Raw genomic sequence first — 18,287 nt, 5'->3', positions numbered from 1 at the left:
GCATCTGATTGGTCAATTTTTCTTCGGATCGAGGCTTGCCAGATAGCTCGCGATAGCCTTGCGGTCTTCCGGTGAAAAGCCTTGCGACAGGCTTTTCATTACGCCGGTGGGTTCGCTTCGGGTGCCGGAAGCGAACTCGTCGAACTGCGCGAGCAGATAGTCATATCCCTGACCAGCCAAACGCGGAAACTGCTCGTGGCCCATCAATTGGGAACCGTGACATGCGACACAGTTGCCCGCAGCCACCAGGTGCTGTCCCTTCTCGCGCAGTTGCTGATCCGGCTTGAAGTAGCGATTCGCGACAGGGGTCGCACCGGCGAAATACTCAGCGAGGGATTTGATCTGCGGATCGCTCATCGTCATCGCGAGAGGTCCCATGTTCGGATTGCGCCGCGCCTCACTGGCGAAATTGTGGAGTTGGGTTTCCAGGTAGGGGGCCGGTTGGCCCGCCAGGCTCGGATAGCCCTGATGAAGCGAATTGCCCTTGACGCCGTGACACACAGTGCAGGTGTCGGTCACGTGCGGCCAGGGGCCGCCGTCGGCGAGATAGGCTGCTGTCGAAGTAGTGATATAGCCCTGAAGCCTGTAGAGACCTAGCAGATCAGAACCGAAAACGGCCAGCAGCAGGACGATAACCAGAGGAATGCCTATCAATAGGTATTTTTTCATCGCTGCCCTCTTACGCCCGACGCAGGGCATTCAGTGCCTGAAGCGCGCCATGATGACCGGAGCGCACGGCGCCATCCATGTAGCCGGCCCAGATATTCGCCGTCTCCGTCCCCGACCAGATCAGCTTGCCGCACGACGGGTGCAGCGCTTCTCCGTGGGCGCTCCAGAAGCCCGGCGGAATGGCGGAAATACAGGTAATGGTCCAGGGATCGACCCGGCTCCAGTCCTGATCGTGGTAGGCGATGGGAGACAGCGCATCGTCGCCCCATGCCTGCGCGTAGAGTTGCTTGTGCATGGCCATTGCCGCGTCCCGCTCCGAGGGGACCATCCCATTCTCGACGAACGCGTTGATCACCCCGATCTCCCCAGCGGGCGGGGAGTTGTCGAAGGCCCAGAGGATGGGGCCATTGGCCTGGAAGATGCTGCCGTTCATGCCCTTGTCGCGCCAGAACGGGCGGCGATAGACCATGGCCGTCTTCCGTGCAGGGGAATGCGCGGGCCATGCGCGCTGCAAGGCCGCGCGCTTGTCGGGCAGAGGCGGATCGAACTGCACCTGATGACACAAAGCCGGATGGATGGCCACGACGACGGTCCGTGCCCGCACTTCTCCATGGTCGGTATGCAGGGTGACAACGTCGCCGTCCCATCCGGAAATCTGGCGAACCGGCGTAGACAGTCGCACCTTGTCGCCCAGTTGCCCGGCCATCTTGATGCTGAGGATTTGCGAGCCGCCGACGAAGCGGGTTTCCTGGGCGCTGTGCTTGATGCTGTCGAGCTGCGAATAATCGCAATCCGCCGAATTGATCATCGAAAGGAAATGCAGCAACCCCATCTTCGCCGGCGCCGCGCCGCCCGAAAGAATGCTGCTGGCATTCCATGCCACCTGGTCTTCAGGCTTGATGTCCTGCCTCGCCAGCCAATCGCCGACCGAGAGCTTGTCCAGCTCGCCGACCTTCGAGGACGTCCACGGCGCACCACAAGGTACGTCGCGTGACAGCCTGCCGAGCCTTGCTCCGACCGCCTCGTCGGTGCCGAACGTGCCCTTCAGATCGACTGTCACACGCCCCGCACCGCCCAGAATGACCGTATTGCCGTCGTAGTAGGTTGGGAACGTCCCGACGCCCAGTTCACGCGCGAGATCAGCGACGGCGGTCTGGCCGGGCCCCATCCATTGCCCGCCGACTTCCGAAACGAAGCCACCGGGGATGTTGTAGTTGAGTGTTCGTCCCCCCACACGATCCCGGGCTTCCAGCACCAGAAAGGACTCGCAGCCCGCCTGACGCAGGTCTCGCGCGGCGGTCAGTCCGGCCAGCCCCGCTCCAATGATGGCGACGTCGAGAATGCCGTCCGCGCCTTGCGCGGCCTTGGTAACCGCGGCATGCGACTGTCGGGCACCCATTGCGAGCGTGCCGACGGCAGCCGAGGCACTGGCATATTTGAGCCATTGCCTGCGCTGCAGGTTTGCAGCGCCGTCAGGGGAAGATTTTTTTGCCATAGTGCCTCTGTCTCGTGATGAAGGTTCCCGCTCCTTGCGGCTCACCGAAGCCGCTCTGCTCAGGCGCCAGGTTCCAGGCTCCATATCCGATCGCTACACCCTGCTGCCAGAATCATTCGGAATCCTTTCACATTCATTCGGGCGCCTGGCTGGGAACCGCGAAGTCTGCTGCTCCGCTTATCTGTGTTAGTACAATCAACCAAAGATAGGTCATAATACACACAAACAAAACAGAAAAAATACAGAGTATTCCCCTGTATCTCGAAGCCTGCTCGCGACATCCCGCCTTTTATGCGCTCAGATTAACGACACCAACTCCGGCACCACCTGGAAAAGGTCGCCGACGAGACCGTAATCAGCCACGCTGAAGATGGGCGCTTCTCCGTCCTTGTTGACCGCCACGATTACCTTGACGCCACGCCGCGACATCGGGTCGACGACATCTTTACTCCTTCGTCCACCCGCCCTGGTAGAGCTTTCCTGCCAGCACGCCGAGGCGCAACGTGAGGTGGTAGTTCTCTCCATCTTCGATCAGTGCGGACCGCACATCGCGGAACAGTTTCTCGATCGGGAATTCGCGGGTGGTGCCATTGCCGCCGAAGAGCTGGAAGGCCTCGTGCGTGATCTTCATCGCTTCCTCGGTCACGCTGACTTTGGCCTGGGCCGTCGCGTAGGGATGGCTCTTCGGAGACAGGCGCGAGAACGCGAGGCTGCGTCGCGCAATGGCCCGCGCCATCTCCAGCCGACGTAGCATCTCGCCCACGCGCAATTGCGTCATCTGGTGATCGATCAACAGCGCCCCGCCCTGCTTACGTTCGTGGCAATACGCCAGTGCCAGTTCGAACGCCGCGCGGGCCACACCCACGAACACCTGGCACATGTGCGTGCCGGCGAACGACCAGGTCGAGGCCAGATTGCCGAGATAATCGTCCTGCAATGCAACGGCGAAACGCTTGGGCACCTTCACGTTGTCGAAGTAGATCTCGCCCTGCGGCAGCGAGCGCTGGCCAATCTTGTCGAGCGGCCTGCCGCGCGAGATACCCGGCAGATCGAGCGGAATGATCATGCCCACGCCGTTGGTGAACATGCCATGTTCGCCGGTACCGTAGAAGCCGTCACCGTAGTCTGCAGCCATATACGCAAGAGCCACCTGCGCGACCGAGCCGTTCGAGATCCACGCCGAACTCTGCCCGTTGATGACGATCTCGTCCGTGCCCACCTTCGCCGTGAGGTTGCCGACCGGCTGCTTGCCGCCCGCGCTGATCTCGTCGCGGTAGAGAATCGCGGCATCGGAGCCGCGGTCGGGCTGGGTGTTCATCCAGCAGCCGATCTTGCCGGTGCACATGTCGATCAGCTCCTGATTGCCAACCGACTGCGCCATCATCAACGGAGCGGGCGCCACGCCGATCGAAACGGCAAGCCCAGCATCACCCCAGCCGAGCTCTTCGCCGATCAGCGATTCGATGCGCACCGCCATGTCTGGGGGAAGCTGCGTGAGAAGCTGCGGATCGAGGCCCAGTTTCGCGCTTTCCATCATGGCGGCCCAGTAAGGCGAACCGGGCGCGATCACTTCCTCCGGCGTCATGCGGTCGAGTTCGCGGCCGACGGGCTTCAGTACATCCCGTGCGAAACGGTGAACCGTGTCCTGGATCGCACGCTCCTCCTCGCTCATCGGCGTTTCGAAACCGGTCAATCCTGCCAGCGGCAACCCTACGGACTTGTGCAGTCGAATCATTTCGGTACTCCTCCTCTCCTGGACGCATGTCGACCGGACTGCCCGACAACCCGGTCCTTTCACTTATAGAACACAAATACAAACATAGGTAACAATACAAAACACTAGCTGAAAAAAAAAGACAGGGTATTCCCCTGTCCTCTTTCTACACTGCCATGGCAGCTGTGGCTGCCGGGGCCAGAACTGGCGTGACCTGCCCTAAGCCGCCTTGGCGTCGACAGTCTTCCCCCACACCATCTCATGGGCGACCTGAAGAAATTTCGCTTCGAACCCTCGCATATATGCGCGCTTGCTGCGCGCGGTGCCCAGATGGAGTGTCATTCCGTCCACCATTGAAATGAGCAACATGGCGATATGTGCACTCTCGGCCGCCCCACGCTCCGGATTCACGGCGCGAATGAGCTGGGCAAATTCGCTTGTCAAGGTGTCGTACCATTCGTCTCGCATCTGTGCGCACTCGGGGTCTGTAGACGCAAACGAAAAGAAATGCCACCATAGCGGGATGTTCTTCGAGTCCTTCGCGTCCCGCAACGACTGATCGAGAATGGCGTCGATTGCCGCACGTGGCGAGGCATTGTTCTGGAGCGCCTGTTTCAGAACATCGAGATACGTGTCGATCACCGGCGCCATCACCGCCCGCACGACGTCAGGCCGCGTCGGGAAGTAGTACTGGAGGTTGCTGACACTGATTCCCGCTTTCAGCGCAACGGCACGCAGCGAGAAGTCCATGGGACCATTCTCGAGCAGGAGCTTCCTCGCCACACGAATAATGGCATTGCGCGTACGTATGCCCTGGGCCCGCAGTCCGTCGGGTGCGGTTCCCGTGGAAGGTGCTGCGCTCGACGGGCGCCGCTTACGGGTGCTGGGTTCTTTTGGCACTGTCATCGCTTTCCGTCCTGAGTGAAGTATGACGCCTCGCCGAAGCGAAGCAACGCGGTCACACGAACCGTTCTCTAGGTAAACATGACTATACCTTACACCAGGTTGAACATCCATCCTCATGGCGGGCGCGTGATGCAGCGTTCGTCCTCGCCCAATATCACCTCAATTCGCAGTAGTCAAACATCAAGCGACTCTCCGAATGCCCCAATCGGGGCCTCGAGCGACATGGTCTCCGAAAGCATTCTGTGGCGCTGATCGCATTACGCCCGCTGCGCTTGCGCGGCACGCGCCTTGCCGTTCACACGGTCGTCGAGCACGTTCACCACGCCCAGCGCCCCATTCATGACGCACCATCGCAACGGCTCGGGCAGAGTCGACGGCGTCTTGTGATCCAGCGCCGAAAGGAGCGGATTTTCGGTGCCGCGAATCCGCCCGGCGATCATGTTTCCCACCATGGACTGGGCGGCCACGCCATGCCCGGAGCACCCAGCGCTGTAGAAAATGTTCTGATGCGCGCCCGTTGCCCCGACGACCGGCAGCGCGTCATTGGCAAAGCTGATATAGCCGCTCCAGCATGCCCGCAGCGCGATGCCTTTGAGGGTCGGGAAGCGGTCATGCAGAGCCGTGCGCAGCTCGCGATACGAATCATAGTCGGGTACGTTCGGTGTTTTGGAGCCGTATGGATAACGGAGGCGCTTGGTCGTCACCACGAGCGTGTTGTTGACGGTCAGGCGATGGCTTTCCATGGTCCAGTGCGCCGTCACGATGCCTTCGCGTCGCAGCCAACCCAACGCCTTGCGCTGAGCGTCGGAAAGCGGCTCGGTCTCGATCGCCGAGACCCGTAACGGCACGACCTTGTCTGCAAGCAGGCCGAGTTGCGGCGTATAGGCGTTGGTGGCCAGCATCAGAGTCGGGGCACTCGCACTGCCTCGCGGAGTTTGCACCATGATGACCGGCCCTTCCATGTAAGACAGCAGCGGCGTGTTCTCGTATATCTTCACGCCTGCCCGCAGAGCCGCGCGCCTGAGCCCCATCACGTACTTGCCGGGATGCAGCGTGCCCCCGCGCGGCACGTAGTTGCCAAACAGGAACGCAGGCGGAATGCCACGCGCACGCATCTCGGCCTGATCGAGAAACTCCGACTGAAAGCCCAGCTCGGCACCGGTTCGCATGTCCTCGCGCACCTTGTCTTCCTGCGCGGGATCGATGCCCGCGCGGATAATGCCCGTCTGGTTATAGTCGCAGTCGATCTCGTGCTCCTCGAGCTTTCCCTCCACGAAGGGGACTGCCTCCTCGTAGTAGCGAACGATCTCCCTGCCTTTCTGGTTGCCTATGTCCTTGAGAAAAAGATCGTACTCGAGCGCGAGTGCGCCGGCCAGATAGCCAGCGTTGCGTCCACTTGCACCAAAGCCGGCAAACTCGCGCTCGAGCACGATCACTTTCGCTCCGTGCCTGACCAGTTCCAGCGCAGCCGACAGCCCGGCAAACCCGGCGCCGACGATGATCACATCCGCACTCGTGTCGCCCACGAGTTCCGGCTGTATGTCGCCCGGCCTTTCCACCCAGCCGCCAAGCGCGCGGTACTTCTCCATGTCAGCGGTCATTTTGGCCTCCTCCACTGGCCCAGCCGATTCGACGCGCGCGCATTGCGTGGCCGCCACTGCCGGCACCACTACGGCTACTGCCGCCGCGCCCTTGAGGAAAGTGCGGCGGTTCACTCCGGAGCGCGAGTCGCCTTGCTGTCCTGCCTGGGTTTCCGTTGTCTCGCTCATGCGCGCTCCTTCAAGTCTTGCTCAGAATGTGGACGGCGAGCGCCGCCTCTTCGATACCCTGAAATCCGCCGCCGTTTTCCTGAATTGCGTGCCGCGCGCCGGATACCTGACGCGCGCCCGCTTCGCCGCGCAGTTGAGTCACCAGTTCGTATAGCTGAGCGATTCCCGTCGCACCCAGTGGATGGCCTTTCGATTCGAGGCCGCCGGATGTGTTGATTGGAATACGCCCGCCGAGGGTGAACTCGCCGCGCTCGGCTGCGGGGCCGCCCTGGCCGATCGGGACCAGTTGCAGATTTTCAGCCTGGATGATTTCCCCCATTGCCGACGCGTCGTGCACTTCTGCGACATCTATGTCCTCGGGGCCGAGGCCTGCCTGTTGATAGGCCTGCAGCGCGGCGAGGCGGCCGATGTTCTTTTCCGGCTCGTCGGCGCGTCGGTGCGTGAAGCTGCGGATCACGCTCGCCGCAATCCGGATGCAACGCTTGTGGTCGGCGCCGATGCGCCGCAGCCCCTCCGTGGTGCAGAGGATCGCCGCTGCCGCACCGTCCGTAACCGGCGCGCACATCGGCAGCGTGATCGGATACGTGATCGGCGGTGCCGCAAGTACTTCGTCGATCGTGAACGGCTGGCGGAACTGCGAATACGGGTTGTGCACCGAATGCAGATGGTTCTTCGACGACACGGCGGCGATCTGGCGTTGCGTGGTGCCGTAGGTCTTCATGTGATACCGGCACAGCGCGGCGTAGACCGACATGAAGCGGCTATAGGGCCGATCGGACTCCGATCCGGGCGGCGGCTCGATGCCTTCGCCGAGCTTCATCAGCCTGGCGAAGTTTTCGTCGACGCGCGACACGTCCCAGCCCGCCTCGAACAGGGCGAATGACTTCGCCTTGTCCGCGACGTTCATTTTCTCCGCGCCGAGCGCGAGCGCCACATCGCAGGCGCCCGACCGAAGTGCCTGCGCTGCGAGATGCACCGCGGTGCTGCCCGATGCGCAGGCGTTTTCGACGTTGTAGACCGGAATGCCTTCAATCCCGATCTTGCTGAACACGACCTGCCCCGGAATTGACAGCTGGCCCTGCAGCGGCCCATTGGTGATGCCGGCATAGAAAGCCGCGCCGATCGCCCCAGCATCGCAACCCGCATCCTTCAATGCTCCGCGTAGCGCTTCGCCCGCGAGATCGTCGATGCTGCGCTCGAAGTGCCGGCCGAACACGGTCATTGCAATGCCGGCGATGTAAATGTCGCTCATGGTGTTTTATCTCAACGTTGCTGACTCAGATCCGGCGGGTTTGACCCTGCCAGTACTGCTCGCGCAGATCCTTCTTCAGCACCTTGCCGGCCGTACTGCGAGGCAGTGCCGCGACGAAGTCCACAGTCTTCGGTGCCTTGATCGAGCCGAGCTTCTCCTTGCACAACGCCACGAGATCTTCGGCATTGACGCTCTGACCCGCGTTGAGCTCCACCACCGCCTTCACGGCCTCCCCCCACTTTTCGTCGGGCACACCGATCACCGCGCAATCCTGCACCGCCGGATGGGCCCAGATCACCTGCTCGACTTCGCTCGGATACACGTTGAAGCCGCCGCTGATGATCATGTCCTTCTTGCGGTCGGTGATGTGCAGATACCCTTCGGAATCCAGATGACCGACGTCGCCCGTGTGCAGCCAGCCGTCGATGATCGTTTCCCCGGTCTTCTCCGGCGCCTTGTAGTAGCCCTTCATGACAAGGTCGCCGCGCACGCAGATTTCGCCGGTCTCGCCCTGCGGCAGGATCTCGCCGCGATCGTTCATGATTTCGACGCGGATCAGCGGGTTGGGCCTGCCGACCGACGAGAGCCGGCTGTCCGGCGCAGGCTTGCCGTCGACGAAGTGCTCGGCAGGCGTGAGATAGGAGATGGACGCGGGGGCTTCCGTCTGTCCGTAGCCGCCCGCCATAACCGGACCGAACACCACGATCGCGCGCCTGAGCTTCTCCACCGACATCGGCGCGGCGCCGTACAGGAAGCACTTGAGCGACGAAAAATCCTGGTCCTCGATGCCGGGGATATCGAGCAGGCGATAGATGACCGTCGGCGGCAGGAAGAACTCCGTGACCCGATGCTTCGCGATCGCCGCGAGAAGAAGCGCCGGCTCCGGCTTGGGCAACACGACCACCGTGCCGCCGCGCGCGGTGCACGGCAGCGAGAGCATTCCCGCAGTATGCGTCATGGGCGCGGCGGCGAGATTCACCGGACGCTCCACGCCATACGGAAACGCCATCATGAACTGCGCGAAGTAGGTTTGAAACGCGCGATGCGTGTTCATCACACCCTTCGGCAAACCCGTCGTTCCACCCGTGGCCGAAAGGGTCACGATGTCGTCCATGTCGTAATCGACGCGCGGCTCTGTCGCAGGTTGCGCCGCGCTCCACTTCTCGAGCGACGGCGCCCACGGCAGATCGGCATCGATACAGACCCAGAGCCTGACCATGGGCAGACGGGGACGCAGCGCTTCGATCGCCGGTGCGAACGCCTGGTGGAAAAACAGCGCTTCGCAATCGAACGCGTCGAGGAGGTACTGGTTCTCCTGCGGCGCGTTGCGCCCGTTCACCGGGATCCACACCACACCCGCACGCCACAGCGCCAGCGTGCAGGTCCATGCCGTGACGTCGTTGTCGGCCCAGACCGCTGCCTTCGCTTCCTTTTCGAAGCCGGCAGCGAGCAGGCCGTTAGCGATGCGGCACGACAGCGTGTGCACCTCATCGAACGAATAGCTACGCTCGTCCTGGATGTAGGCGATGCCGTTGGGGTTGATGCGCCAACCGCGGTCGAAGAAGTCAATGATTGCCATATCCCGTGTTTCCCTGTCTGTCCTGAATCTGTACCGAAACTGCGCGCTCGCGGCGCTTACAGCTGAGCGACGGTCGCGCGCGCGAGCCCACGCTGCTCGAGGAAGCCGAGCAGATAGCGATGCCCGAATGCCTTGGAACCCGAGGCGAAGCCCACCTTCGCGGTCTCGCCGTCGAGGAGCTTGATAGCCGCGGCCGTCTGGATGGCCCCGGTCGCGATGTACGGCGTGATGCCGTGCACGGTCGCGCGTACGGCCGAGAGCTGGCCGCGACCGATCGCGAAGTCGACAGTGCGATGAAGCGACGTGCGTTCGCGCGGCGGCATGGCCGGCGTGGTCGAGTCGACGAGTTGCTTGAGCACCGCATCCTGCTGCTCGCGCGGCAAGTTCGCGTACTCGGCTTCCCACTTCTGTCCGAGCGCGTGCACCATCTGCATCGCATTGTTGTCGTAGAAGCCCACGCAGGAAACGCAGCTGCGCACGCGCGGATCGTGCTCGAAGTAGACCGGCAGCGACGTCCCGCCCCACGGCAGGGCGAACACGGGCTGAAGGAAGTCGGGAGAGGCGATGTTGAACGAAGCGTGGCTGTCATGCGGCACCAGCTTCTTTTCCCACAGATAGCATGCTTCCTGACGATAGCCTTCGAAGATGGTCGCAGTGGAGCCCACGCTCACACCGGCGCCGGCGCCGCGCGGGCCGCGCGTGAGCGTGGCGGTCTCCAGCGCATCGATGCCGGGCGTTTCAAGCGCCAGTTCGGCGGCGATTTCCGCGAACGTGTACATGTAGGCATTCGAGGGCGATACCAGCAGCCCCGCCTGCCGGAACTTCTCGCCGAACTGTTCGCGAACCTGGCGGATATAGTGCTGCTCGCCAGTGGTGTCGAGGTAATGGCAGCCTGTCTTGAGCGCCGCTTCCACGGCGGTAAGGCCGAAATTGAAGAACGGCCCGACCGTGTTGCACACGACCTTTGCACCGCGAAAGGCATTCACGAGCGAATCCACGTTGTGCTCGGCTTCGATGACTTCGTAGTTCGCCGATTCGAGGCGCACGACACGCTGCGCCATCATGTCCTGCGTGCGCTTCGCGTTACGCGCGACCGCCGTAAAGGGAATGTCCTGGTCGATGAGCCAGTCCATGATCAACATGCCGGTGTAACCACTTGCGCCATAAACGACGACGGGATGCTTTGCCATGCTTGTCTCCTGAAACGTGATTGGTTAAATGTTGCGTCTGTCAAATGCGGGGATGTCGCCGGCGGCTGAAACAGCGCCGTCAGTCAGTGTTGCGATGAAGCACGCCTCATTAATAGAACACAATACCCAACTTAGGTCACATTGACAACTTAACGAAATTGAAGAAATACGGGGTATTCCCCTGTCACCCCACTGTTCCTGCCCGTTACGCCATGGCAGCTATTGCGTGCCTGCGGCGCTGCCAGCCGGCGTCAGGCTCGCCAGATAGCTGGCCACCGCCTGGATGTCTTCGCCAGAGAACGTGGCCGCCATCCCGTTCATTGCGCCGCTCGGGTCACGACGCTCGCCCGTCTTGAACGCAGCAAGCTGCTTCGCGAGATAGGCTTCGCCCTGGCCCGCCAGTCGTGGCACCAGGTTGCGGCCCATGAACGACGCCCCGTGGCAGGCCTGACAGCTTTTCGCCGCTACGAGCGCCATCCCGCGCTTTTCGAGCGCCGCCTGGCCGTGCACCGCTTCGCTTTGGGCCGGCGTCTGCCGCGCGAAATAGACAGCCAACGACTTGATCTGCTCGTCCGTAAGCTCCCTCGCAATCGCCCCCATGTGGGGGTTAGGTCGCAGGTCGCCGGCAAACGCGTGCAACTGGGCGACGAGATAAGCTTCTGGCTGTCCGGACAGCGCCGGATACCAGGCGTTGACGGACTGCCCGTGCGCACCGTGGCAGAAGTAGCAGGTCTCCTGCGGTTGCGGCCATGGGCCACCGTTGGCCACTGCCGTCTTGTCGATCTCGCTCATCGCCTTTTCGAAATGCATACCGTCGAGGTAATCGCGTCCGTAGAGCGCTCCCACGCCCGCGACGCCTGCCAGCACAACGGCTGCGCTTACGATCCATGCCCGTTTCATTCACGCCTCCTCGCCGCGTCGAGTGAAGCCGGCCAGCGCCTGCAAGGCAGCGCGGTGGCCCGAACGCACGGCACCGTCCATCGCGCCGGCCCAGATGTCGGCGGTTTCGGTCCCTGACCAGATCAGGCGCCCCACTTCGGGATGCAGATACTTGCCCCACCTGGCCCAGAAGCCCGGCGGCATGGGATTGATGCAATGCAGGGTCCATGGATCGACCCGGCCCCAGTCGTAGTCGTGGAACTGCGTCGGATGCAGCGCGCGGTCGCCGAATGCCTTGGCAAAAGTGGCCGACAGCGTCTTTTCGGCCATCGCGGAATCGTCCGGCAACATCCCGGGCGCGACGAATGCGGCGATCACGCCGAGCGATGCATCGGGAGGCGAGTTGTCGTACGCCATGAAGACGGGGCCACCGACCTGAAAGATCGTTCCGCAATAACCGGCGTCGCGCCAGAACGGTTTGTCGTAGACGTGGACCGTCTTGCGCATGGGGGCGTTCGTGGGCCAGTTCTGCTGGAGTTGCGCCCGCCCGCCGGGCAACGGCGGATCGAAAACAACCTGATTGCACAGGGCCGGATTCATCGCGACGATCGCACGACGCGCCTTAACCACGCCCTGATCGGTGTGCACCTCCACGACGTCACGATCCCAGCCGGTGACCTTGCGCACGGGCGAGGACAGCCTGACCTTGTCGCCGAGTTGCTCGGCCATCTTGATGCTCAGACGCTGCGAACCGCCGACGATGCGCGTTTCCTGCGCGCCGCCCTTGAACGCTTCGAGCTGCGTGTAGTTGCAGCTTGCACTGTTGATCATCGATAAGTAGTGCAGCAGACCCAGCTGCGCCGGCGCACCGCCCGTGGTCAGCTTCGCGGCTAGCGCGAGAAAGTAGCCGTCCTCGTATTTCACGCCCTGCTGCAAGAGCCACTCGCCGTAAGAGAGCTTGTCCAGTTCCGCCAGATGCGGTGCTTTCCACGGCGCGCCGGACGGCACGCCGCGCGACAGTTGGGCAAGCCGGTTGCCGATCGTGTCGTCACCCCCCGTGCCGCCATGAAAATCCTGGGCCACCGTAGCGCCCTGCGCCATCACGACGGTCTTACCCGTGTACCAGCTCGGAAACGTATCGATCTCGAGTTGACGTGCCAGATCGAAGATCGCGGTCTGGCCGGGACCGATCCACTGCCCTCCGGCTTCGGAAACGACGCCGTGTCCGAGGTCGTGGTTATAGGTGCGTCCACCGACGCGGTTGCGTGCCTCGAGCACGACGAACGAATCGCATCCGGCCAGTTTGAGGTCACGGCCCGCGGTCAATCCAGCGAGACCCGCGCCGATGATCGCGACGTCCAGAATGTCGCCGTTCATGGGCTTCGTTACGGCGGCCTGTGCCAGCGACATGCCGCCGGCCGCGAGTGACGCCGCGCCCATCGCCGTAACGCGTAGCAGCTGGCGCCGGGTCTGTGTATCCGGCTTACGTTTCCGATCCATCTTTCATGCCCAATTCAGTTTCATTGTTTCTCCCCTTTCTTCTCCGCTCTTAAGGAGAACTCTTAATAAGATAGCGACTGGCGCTTCTCAATGGATCGTCAGCACCCCCTCCTGCGAAAACAACACCGGTTTGCCGGCGCCATCAATCAATGCGGCGGTGAGCGTTGCGCGATCGTCGCGCTGATGAACCTCGAACGACGTGCTGCCCTCGCGTTGCCGGAACACAAGGCCATCGAGCCCGACGCCCATCAGTCCGTTTCGAGTCGCTACGAGATCGGTGATCGAACTCTTCGTGCCCGCGTTCAGCGCCGCCCACGTCGCCCCGCCGTCGCTGCTCTGGTACTGGCTGCCCAGCAGCCCGCCCACCACGATCCGCCCGTCGGGCAGCGCCACGCCCGTCCACAGCGTGCCCTTGCCGCCCGTTGCCTGATAGCTCCAGTTCGCGCCACCATCCGTGGACTTCAGCACCATCCCCTGTTCCGAATCGATATAGAGCGCGCCCTTGCTGTCGGCAAAAATGTGGTACAGGTTGCGGTCCGCCCTCGTGCCACCCGGCGGCTTCGGCACAGTCACCTTCGTCCACGTCTTGCCGCCGTCGTGCGTGGCGAGCATCAGCGACCACAGGCCTACGGCCACGCCATCTCTCTGGCTCGTGAACAGCACTGAGAAGAGCGGCTGGTCCACCGAGAGGTCCATCCGCTGCTTCTGCCAGGTCTCGCCGCCGTCGCCCGTTGCGAGAATCACGCCCCACTGGCCGACCGCCCAGCCGTGCTGCGCGTCGGTAAAGGTGACTGCCGAGAGCGTCGCCGAAACAGCCACTCCTTTCGCCTGGCGCCACGTCTTTCCTTCGTCATCCGATATAACGATGACGCCGTGCTCGCCCACCGCCACGATGCGCTTACCCGCACGCGTGGCGTCCAGCAGCATCATGTGGGACGGGGCCGCCCACGCGTGTGCGGGCATCGCCGCCCACTCCGCAATGGCTCCCGGCGGCAGAGCCCAGACTGCCGCACTCGCGCACAGCGCGGCACAAGCAACAAGCATCTTGATCATGACTGCGTCTCCCCTGTTCAATGGCTGAAGAGTCCAGGCGCACGCGCCGGTTTGCGCCTCGGGAACCACCGTTCCAGCACAGAGGCCAGCGCCGGCAGTGCCGTCATCGCCATCAGCAGGTTCACCAGGAACATGAACGCCAGCAGCTTGCCCATGTCGGCCTGGAACTTCAGCGCCGAGAAGCTCCACGTCGCCACGCCAATGGCCAGCGTGATAGCCGTAAAGATCGTCGCCACACCCACTTCCAGCATTGCGTGCTGCACAGCCTTCACGATGTTCTGCCCGCCCGCCAGATGCACCTGCAGCCGGTTGTAGATATAGAACGCGTAATCCACGCCAATACCCACCGCCAGCACCATGACGGGCAGCGTCGCCACCGTGAGCCCGATCTGCAGTTCCTTCATGAACCAGTAGCCGATGAAGGTCGCCACCGAGAGCGGCAGGCAGCACGCGAGCATCGCGCGCCAGTCGCGGTAGGCGAGGAACACCAGTATCAGGATCGCTGCATACACGTAGAGCATCATGGGCAGTTCGCTCGCTGCCACTTCCTCGTTGGTCGCGGCGAGTACGCCCGCATTGCCCGCCGCGAGACGCACAGTGATGCCCGGGAACGGATGCGTAGCGCGATACGTCTTCACGTCGTCCAGGATCCGGCTGATCGTCTTGGCCTTGTGGTCGGTGAGAAACAGGTGCACGGCCGTCATGCTGCAATCCGCCTTCATGAAGCCCTTCACCCGGCCCACATCCACCGAGACCGCGCCGTAGTTCCCAGGGTCGATCGGCACGACATTCATCTTCGGGTAGTCCTCGTTGTAGCCCTGGTTGTAGCGGCGCAGCATCGCCGAGTAGGACTCGACCGACACCACGCCTGGCTCGGTGCGCATCGCGCTCGTGAGGTCGTCCTCGTACAGGCCGACTGCCGGGTTATCGCAGCCCTTTTGCGCCGACTCGATCGCGACAGTGAGCCAGTCGAGGCCGATGTCGTAGCTCGAAGCGATCGACGTGGCATCGCGGTTGAAACGCGCATCCGCACGCAGTTCTGGCGCGCCCGGCTGCAGTGTGCCGATCACACGGTCGCGGCTTTGCCACGCGGCAAGTGCGAACACCACCAGCGTCAATGCAACGGTCACGCCTGCATAACGCGGCTGGGCGATGCGCGCGAGCCCGCGCAGCCACGCCGAGCGCCGCTCGCTGCGCTCGAGCGCGCTGTCCGCGTAGCTCTTCGCGAAGTTGAAGCATGACGCCGCCACCGGCAGCAGGATCAGATTCGTCACGATCTTGTATGCGACGCCGAGCGACGCCGTGATCGCCAGTTCCCGCACCATCGGTATCGGAATCAGCAGCAGCGTGATGAACGATACGAATGCGGTGACGAGTGCCAGTACGCCCGGAATCAGCAAACCACTGAAGCTGTGCCGCGCCGCATCGAACGAGCTGTTGCCGTGCGCAATCTCCCGCACGATGAAATTGACCTGCTGTACGCCGTGCGAGACGCCAATCGCAAAGACCAGGAATGGCACCAGCACCGCGAGCGGGTCCAGTCCAAAGCCCAACAGCTTCAGCGTGCCGAACTGCCAGACGAGCGATGTCAGCGAGCATGAAATCAGCAGCACCGTGAAGCGCACCGAATGGCAGTACCAGTAGACCGCAAGCGCCGTGAGCAGCAACGCGATGCCGCAGAAGCCGAGCACGGCGGTCGCGCCATCGGCGATATCGCCGATCTGCTTCGCGAAGCCAATGATCTGGATTTCATAGCCCGCATCTTCAAACGGTTTGCGGATCTGGGCTTCGAGCAGGTGGTTGAACGCCACGTAATCGAGCACCTTGCCAGTGCGGTCCCGCTCGTTGAGCTCGGCCGTAATCATGGCGCTGTCTTCGTTGTGCGAAACGAGCGTGCCGATATAGCCGCCGAGTGTCGTCGCACGGCGCACCTTCGCGACAACGTCGGGCGTGAGCTGGTCGGGCGTGATCGTGCCGGAGATGATTGGCTCCGCGCGGAAGCCCTCGTCGGTGATCTCGTTCACGTAGGCGTTCGGCGTCCACAGCGACTGCACGCCAATGCGGTCCACGTTCGGCAGGTACGTCACCGCCTGGGTCACCTTGTACAGTCGCGTAAGCCCTTCTTTCGTCCAGATCGAGCCCCTGCGTGCACGCACGACCACGGTGATCCGGTTCGCGCCGAGCAGGTCGGAGCGGTACTTCTGGAAAGTCTGAATGTATTCGTGGCCGATCGGCATCTGCTTCTCGAAGCCCGCATTCATCCGCAACTGCACGGCAAAAAATGCCATGACCACGGTGAACAGGCCAATGCTCACCAGCACCGCCATGCGGTGACCGAAGAACACCCTTTCCAGCGTTTTTACCAGACGATTTAACACGGCATTTTCCCTTCAAATATTTCGGCAGCTCCGGCGACAAGCGGAATCGGACCCCACACCGGCGCTTCGGCCATCAGAAGTTCCGGGTGACGAACATGCCGACGAAGTTGCGGTCTGCGTAGGGATTGCCTACGGTGTTGTGCCCACCCCAGAACAGCGTGTAATTGATGCCCGCCTGCCAGACCGTCGGGTTCTGGTTGAACAGCACGTAGAGGTTCAGCGACTTCGAGCCCTGCAGGTAGTTCGCGGTAAGCGTCGGCGTATAGCCGTAGAGTCCGTCGGCGAACGTCACGCCCGGCGTCACCTGCCAGCCATGAATCAGCGTGCCATCGTAGGTCCAGTTGAAATCGATGGTTGCGCCCACGGAGCTCGACGTGCCCTGCGCCATGCCGATCGGGTAGCCCAGGCTGGATCCGTTGTTCAGCCAGGGCAGGTAGCCCGCCTGAGGCACCTGCGTGACCGTCTGGCCATCCACCGAGCGCGTGACGCCGCGCTGGCTCAGGCCAGGGTAGTAGATCCATGTGAGCTCCCAGGTCAGCGTCGCTTCATCCGCACCGAGCAGCTTGAGGAACGGATACTCGCTGCGCGTGAGCGCCAGCAGCCCGTTGATGTCGTACTGGAGCTTCTTCATGTCGGCCCATTGCTGGCAATTCACGCCGGCCACGCCGTTGGTGTTCAGGTCCAGTGGGCCACCTGCGCCATAGCAGCTCGACAGTGCGACGGCATCGTGCGGCCGGTACGAGAGCTCGGTGCCGATCGCCCAGTTGCCGATCCCGAAGTTCGCGCTGGCGCCAAAGAGCTGACGGTTCTGCAGATACGACCAGTCCAACGTCCCATTGGCCAGAGACGAAAGCACCGGCGACTTGTCGGTGTAGTTCTCGTAATAGACAGCAAAGTTCGCATCGAAGGAGCGCGGCGAATAGTTGAACTTCATGCCGAACTGCGGATGGTACTTCGATGGCGCCTGCCAGTTGACGGGCAGGCCGACAACGTTAAAGGGAGGCCCCGCAAACGCACCGCTGACGAGGCCGTTATTGATGGCGTCGAGCACGTTCTGGTTGCCGCTGCTGGCCCCCGCGATGGTGCCGGCGCTGGGGCCGGCCACGTTCAGATTACTGGTGCTCACCGTATACGGGTTGGTTCCCCGGCCCAGGCTGTTCGATACCGACCAGAACGAGCCCACCGGCGGATAGCGGTTGCCGTTCCACGAAAACTGGTAGTAATCCTCAGTACTAAAGCCATGAGAAAGGTCCGCTGCAAAGCTGATCATCGGCGCGGGCAGCAGCGCCTGCTTCAGCTGAGAGCCGGGAATCAGCAGCTTCTGCACGTCGAGCGAGTTGGTGGCGTTGATACCGCCCTGCGCGAACATGCTCTCGCCCCAGTTGACCACCTGGTTGCCGAGGCGCACGTGCGCGTTCTGCCCGTTGATCGTGAAATCCTTCTCGCCCCACAGGTCGAGCAGTTGCACGTTGTAGACGACCTGCGCCGCAGCGGTGCTCGACAGCGGCGTGCGGTTCGTGTCGCCGGCGAGGAAGTCGTACATACCCGTGCCACGGATCATGAACTTTAGGCCCTCGCTTGGCATCTTGAAGAGCAGTTCGCTCGTCGCGCTGATGTAGGTGCTGAAGGGCTGACCCTTGCGGTAGTTCAGATTACCGTCGTCACCCACGCCCCATTGATTGGTGTTGGCTGCCGCGCCGCAACCGAACGAGTTCGGGTCGCCGGTAAGCGAGCAGCTCGGGGTTTTTGTGCGGATGCCCGCGCCCCCCGTGAGGTTGGTCACCCATGAACCCGTGAGATCACCCAGACCCGTCGTGAACTCATAACCGTACGCACTTGTCGCAGCCGTACCGAACATGGCCAGCGACGCCGCAATATATCTTCCGATGATCTTCGTTTTCAT

At 62.5% G+C, this 18,287-nt stretch carries 13 protein-coding genes and 1 pseudogene; all 14 read right to left on the bottom strand.

Annotation, left to right across the window (positions count from 1 at the left end; all coding sequences use genetic code 11):
• Positions 1-12: 12 nt before the first annotated feature.
• Positions 13-669, bottom strand: a complete 657-nt coding sequence (locus tag OKW40_RS35130; RefSeq protein WP_429493641.1) for a c-type cytochrome — start codon at positions 667-669, stop codon at positions 13-15.
• 10 nt (positions 670-679) lie between these two features.
• Complete coding sequence (locus tag OKW40_RS35125) at positions 680-2,164, bottom strand: FAD-dependent oxidoreductase (protein ID WP_429493640.1); 1,485 nt, start codon at positions 2,162-2,164, stop codon at positions 680-682.
• Positions 2,165-2,461: 297 nt separating this feature from the next.
• Positions 2,462-2,575, bottom strand: a pseudogene (locus OKW40_RS35120) (electron transfer flavoprotein subunit alpha/FixB family protein); the annotation flags it as partial.
• 34 nt (positions 2,576-2,609) lie between these two features.
• Complete coding sequence (locus OKW40_RS35115; RefSeq protein WP_429493639.1) at positions 2,610-3,899, bottom strand: acyl-CoA dehydrogenase family protein; 1,290 nt, start codon at positions 3,897-3,899, stop codon at positions 2,610-2,612.
• A gap of 198 nt (positions 3,900-4,097) precedes the next feature.
• Complete coding sequence (locus OKW40_RS35110; protein WP_429354247.1) at positions 4,098-4,661, bottom strand: TetR/AcrR family transcriptional regulator; 564 nt, start codon at positions 4,659-4,661, stop codon at positions 4,098-4,100.
• Positions 4,662-5,041: 380 nt separating this feature from the next.
• On the bottom strand, positions 5,042-6,385 hold the full coding sequence (locus OKW40_RS35105; RefSeq protein WP_429493993.1) for an NAD(P)/FAD-dependent oxidoreductase: 1,344 nt from the start codon (positions 6,383-6,385) through the stop codon (positions 5,042-5,044).
• Between the two features lie 178 nt (positions 6,386-6,563).
• Positions 6,564-7,805 (bottom strand): thiolase family protein, encoded by a 1,242-nt coding sequence (locus OKW40_RS35100; RefSeq protein ID WP_429493638.1) that lies wholly within the window; start codon positions 7,803-7,805, stop codon positions 6,564-6,566.
• Positions 7,806-7,830: 25 nt separating this feature from the next.
• The gene (locus tag OKW40_RS35095; protein ID WP_429493636.1) at positions 7,831-9,384 is read right to left on the bottom strand and encodes a class I adenylate-forming enzyme family protein; all 1,554 of its coding nucleotides are present in this window, start codon (positions 9,382-9,384) and stop codon (positions 7,831-7,833) included.
• A 56-nt stretch (positions 9,385-9,440) separates the two neighbouring features.
• Positions 9,441-10,574 (bottom strand): saccharopine dehydrogenase family protein, encoded by a 1,134-nt coding sequence (locus OKW40_RS35090; RefSeq protein ID WP_429493635.1) that lies wholly within the window; start codon positions 10,572-10,574, stop codon positions 9,441-9,443.
• 219 nt (positions 10,575-10,793) lie between these two features.
• Positions 10,794-11,474, bottom strand: a complete 681-nt coding sequence (locus OKW40_RS35085; RefSeq protein WP_429493634.1) for a c-type cytochrome — start codon at positions 11,472-11,474, stop codon at positions 10,794-10,796.
• Complete coding sequence (locus tag OKW40_RS35080; RefSeq protein ID WP_429493632.1) at positions 11,475-12,953, bottom strand: flavin monoamine oxidase family protein; 1,479 nt, start codon at positions 12,951-12,953, stop codon at positions 11,475-11,477. It lies immediately after the preceding gene.
• Between the two features lie 87 nt (positions 12,954-13,040).
• Complete coding sequence (locus tag OKW40_RS35075) at positions 13,041-14,006, bottom strand: WD40/YVTN/BNR-like repeat-containing protein (RefSeq protein WP_429493631.1); 966 nt, start codon at positions 14,004-14,006, stop codon at positions 13,041-13,043.
• Positions 14,007-14,023: 17 nt separating this feature from the next.
• On the bottom strand, positions 14,024-16,384 hold the full coding sequence (locus OKW40_RS35070; protein WP_429493630.1) for an efflux RND transporter permease subunit: 2,361 nt from the start codon (positions 16,382-16,384) through the stop codon (positions 14,024-14,026).
• Between the two features lie 73 nt (positions 16,385-16,457).
• On the bottom strand, positions 16,458-18,287 hold the full coding sequence (locus tag OKW40_RS35065) for a DUF1302 domain-containing protein (protein ID WP_429493628.1): 1,830 nt from the start codon (positions 18,285-18,287) through the stop codon (positions 16,458-16,460).

This window comes from Paraburkholderia sp. RAU6.4a (assembly GCF_050435625.1).
GTDB classification, from domain to species: domain Bacteria; phylum Pseudomonadota; class Gammaproteobacteria; order Burkholderiales; family Burkholderiaceae; genus Paraburkholderia; species Paraburkholderia tuberum.
The sequence above is the reverse complement of the archived record's forward strand: the minus strand, read 5'-3'. Positions and strand labels throughout refer to the sequence as shown.

Bases quoted from the DNA above. Each gene is read 5' to 3' on its own strand.
- OKW40_RS35130 (WP_429493641.1), bottom strand. From the start codon at position 669: ATGAAAAAATACCTATTGATAGGCATTCCTCTGGTTATCGTCCTGCTG.
- OKW40_RS35125 (WP_429493640.1), bottom strand. From the start codon at position 2,164: ATGGCAAAAAAATCTTCCCCTGACGGCGCTGCAAACCTGCAGCGCAGG.
- OKW40_RS35115 (WP_429493639.1), bottom strand. From the start codon at position 3,899: ATGATTCGACTGCACAAGTCCGTAGGGTTGCCGCTGGCAGGATTGACC.
- OKW40_RS35105 (WP_429493993.1), bottom strand. From the start codon at position 6,385: ATGACCGCTGACATGGAGAAGTACCGCGCGCTTGGCGGCTGGGTGGAA.
- OKW40_RS35100 (WP_429493638.1), bottom strand. From the start codon at position 7,805: ATGAGCGACATTTACATCGCCGGCATTGCAATGACCGTGTTCGGCCGG.
- OKW40_RS35095 (WP_429493636.1), bottom strand. From the start codon at position 9,384: ATGGCAATCATTGACTTCTTCGACCGCGGTTGGCGCATCAACCCCAAC.
- OKW40_RS35090 (WP_429493635.1), bottom strand. From the start codon at position 10,574: ATGGCAAAGCATCCCGTCGTCGTTTATGGCGCAAGTGGTTACACCGGC.
- OKW40_RS35085 (WP_429493634.1), bottom strand. From the start codon at position 11,474: ATGAAACGGGCATGGATCGTAAGCGCAGCCGTTGTGCTGGCAGGCGTC.
- OKW40_RS35080 (WP_429493632.1), bottom strand. From the start codon at position 12,953: ATGGATCGGAAACGTAAGCCGGATACACAGACCCGGCGCCAGCTGCTA.
- OKW40_RS35075 (WP_429493631.1), bottom strand. From the start codon at position 14,006: ATGATCAAGATGCTTGTTGCTTGTGCCGCGCTGTGCGCGAGTGCGGCA.
- OKW40_RS35065 (WP_429493628.1), bottom strand. From the start codon at position 18,287: ATGAAAACGAAGATCATCGGAAGATATATTGCGGCGTCGCTGGCCATG.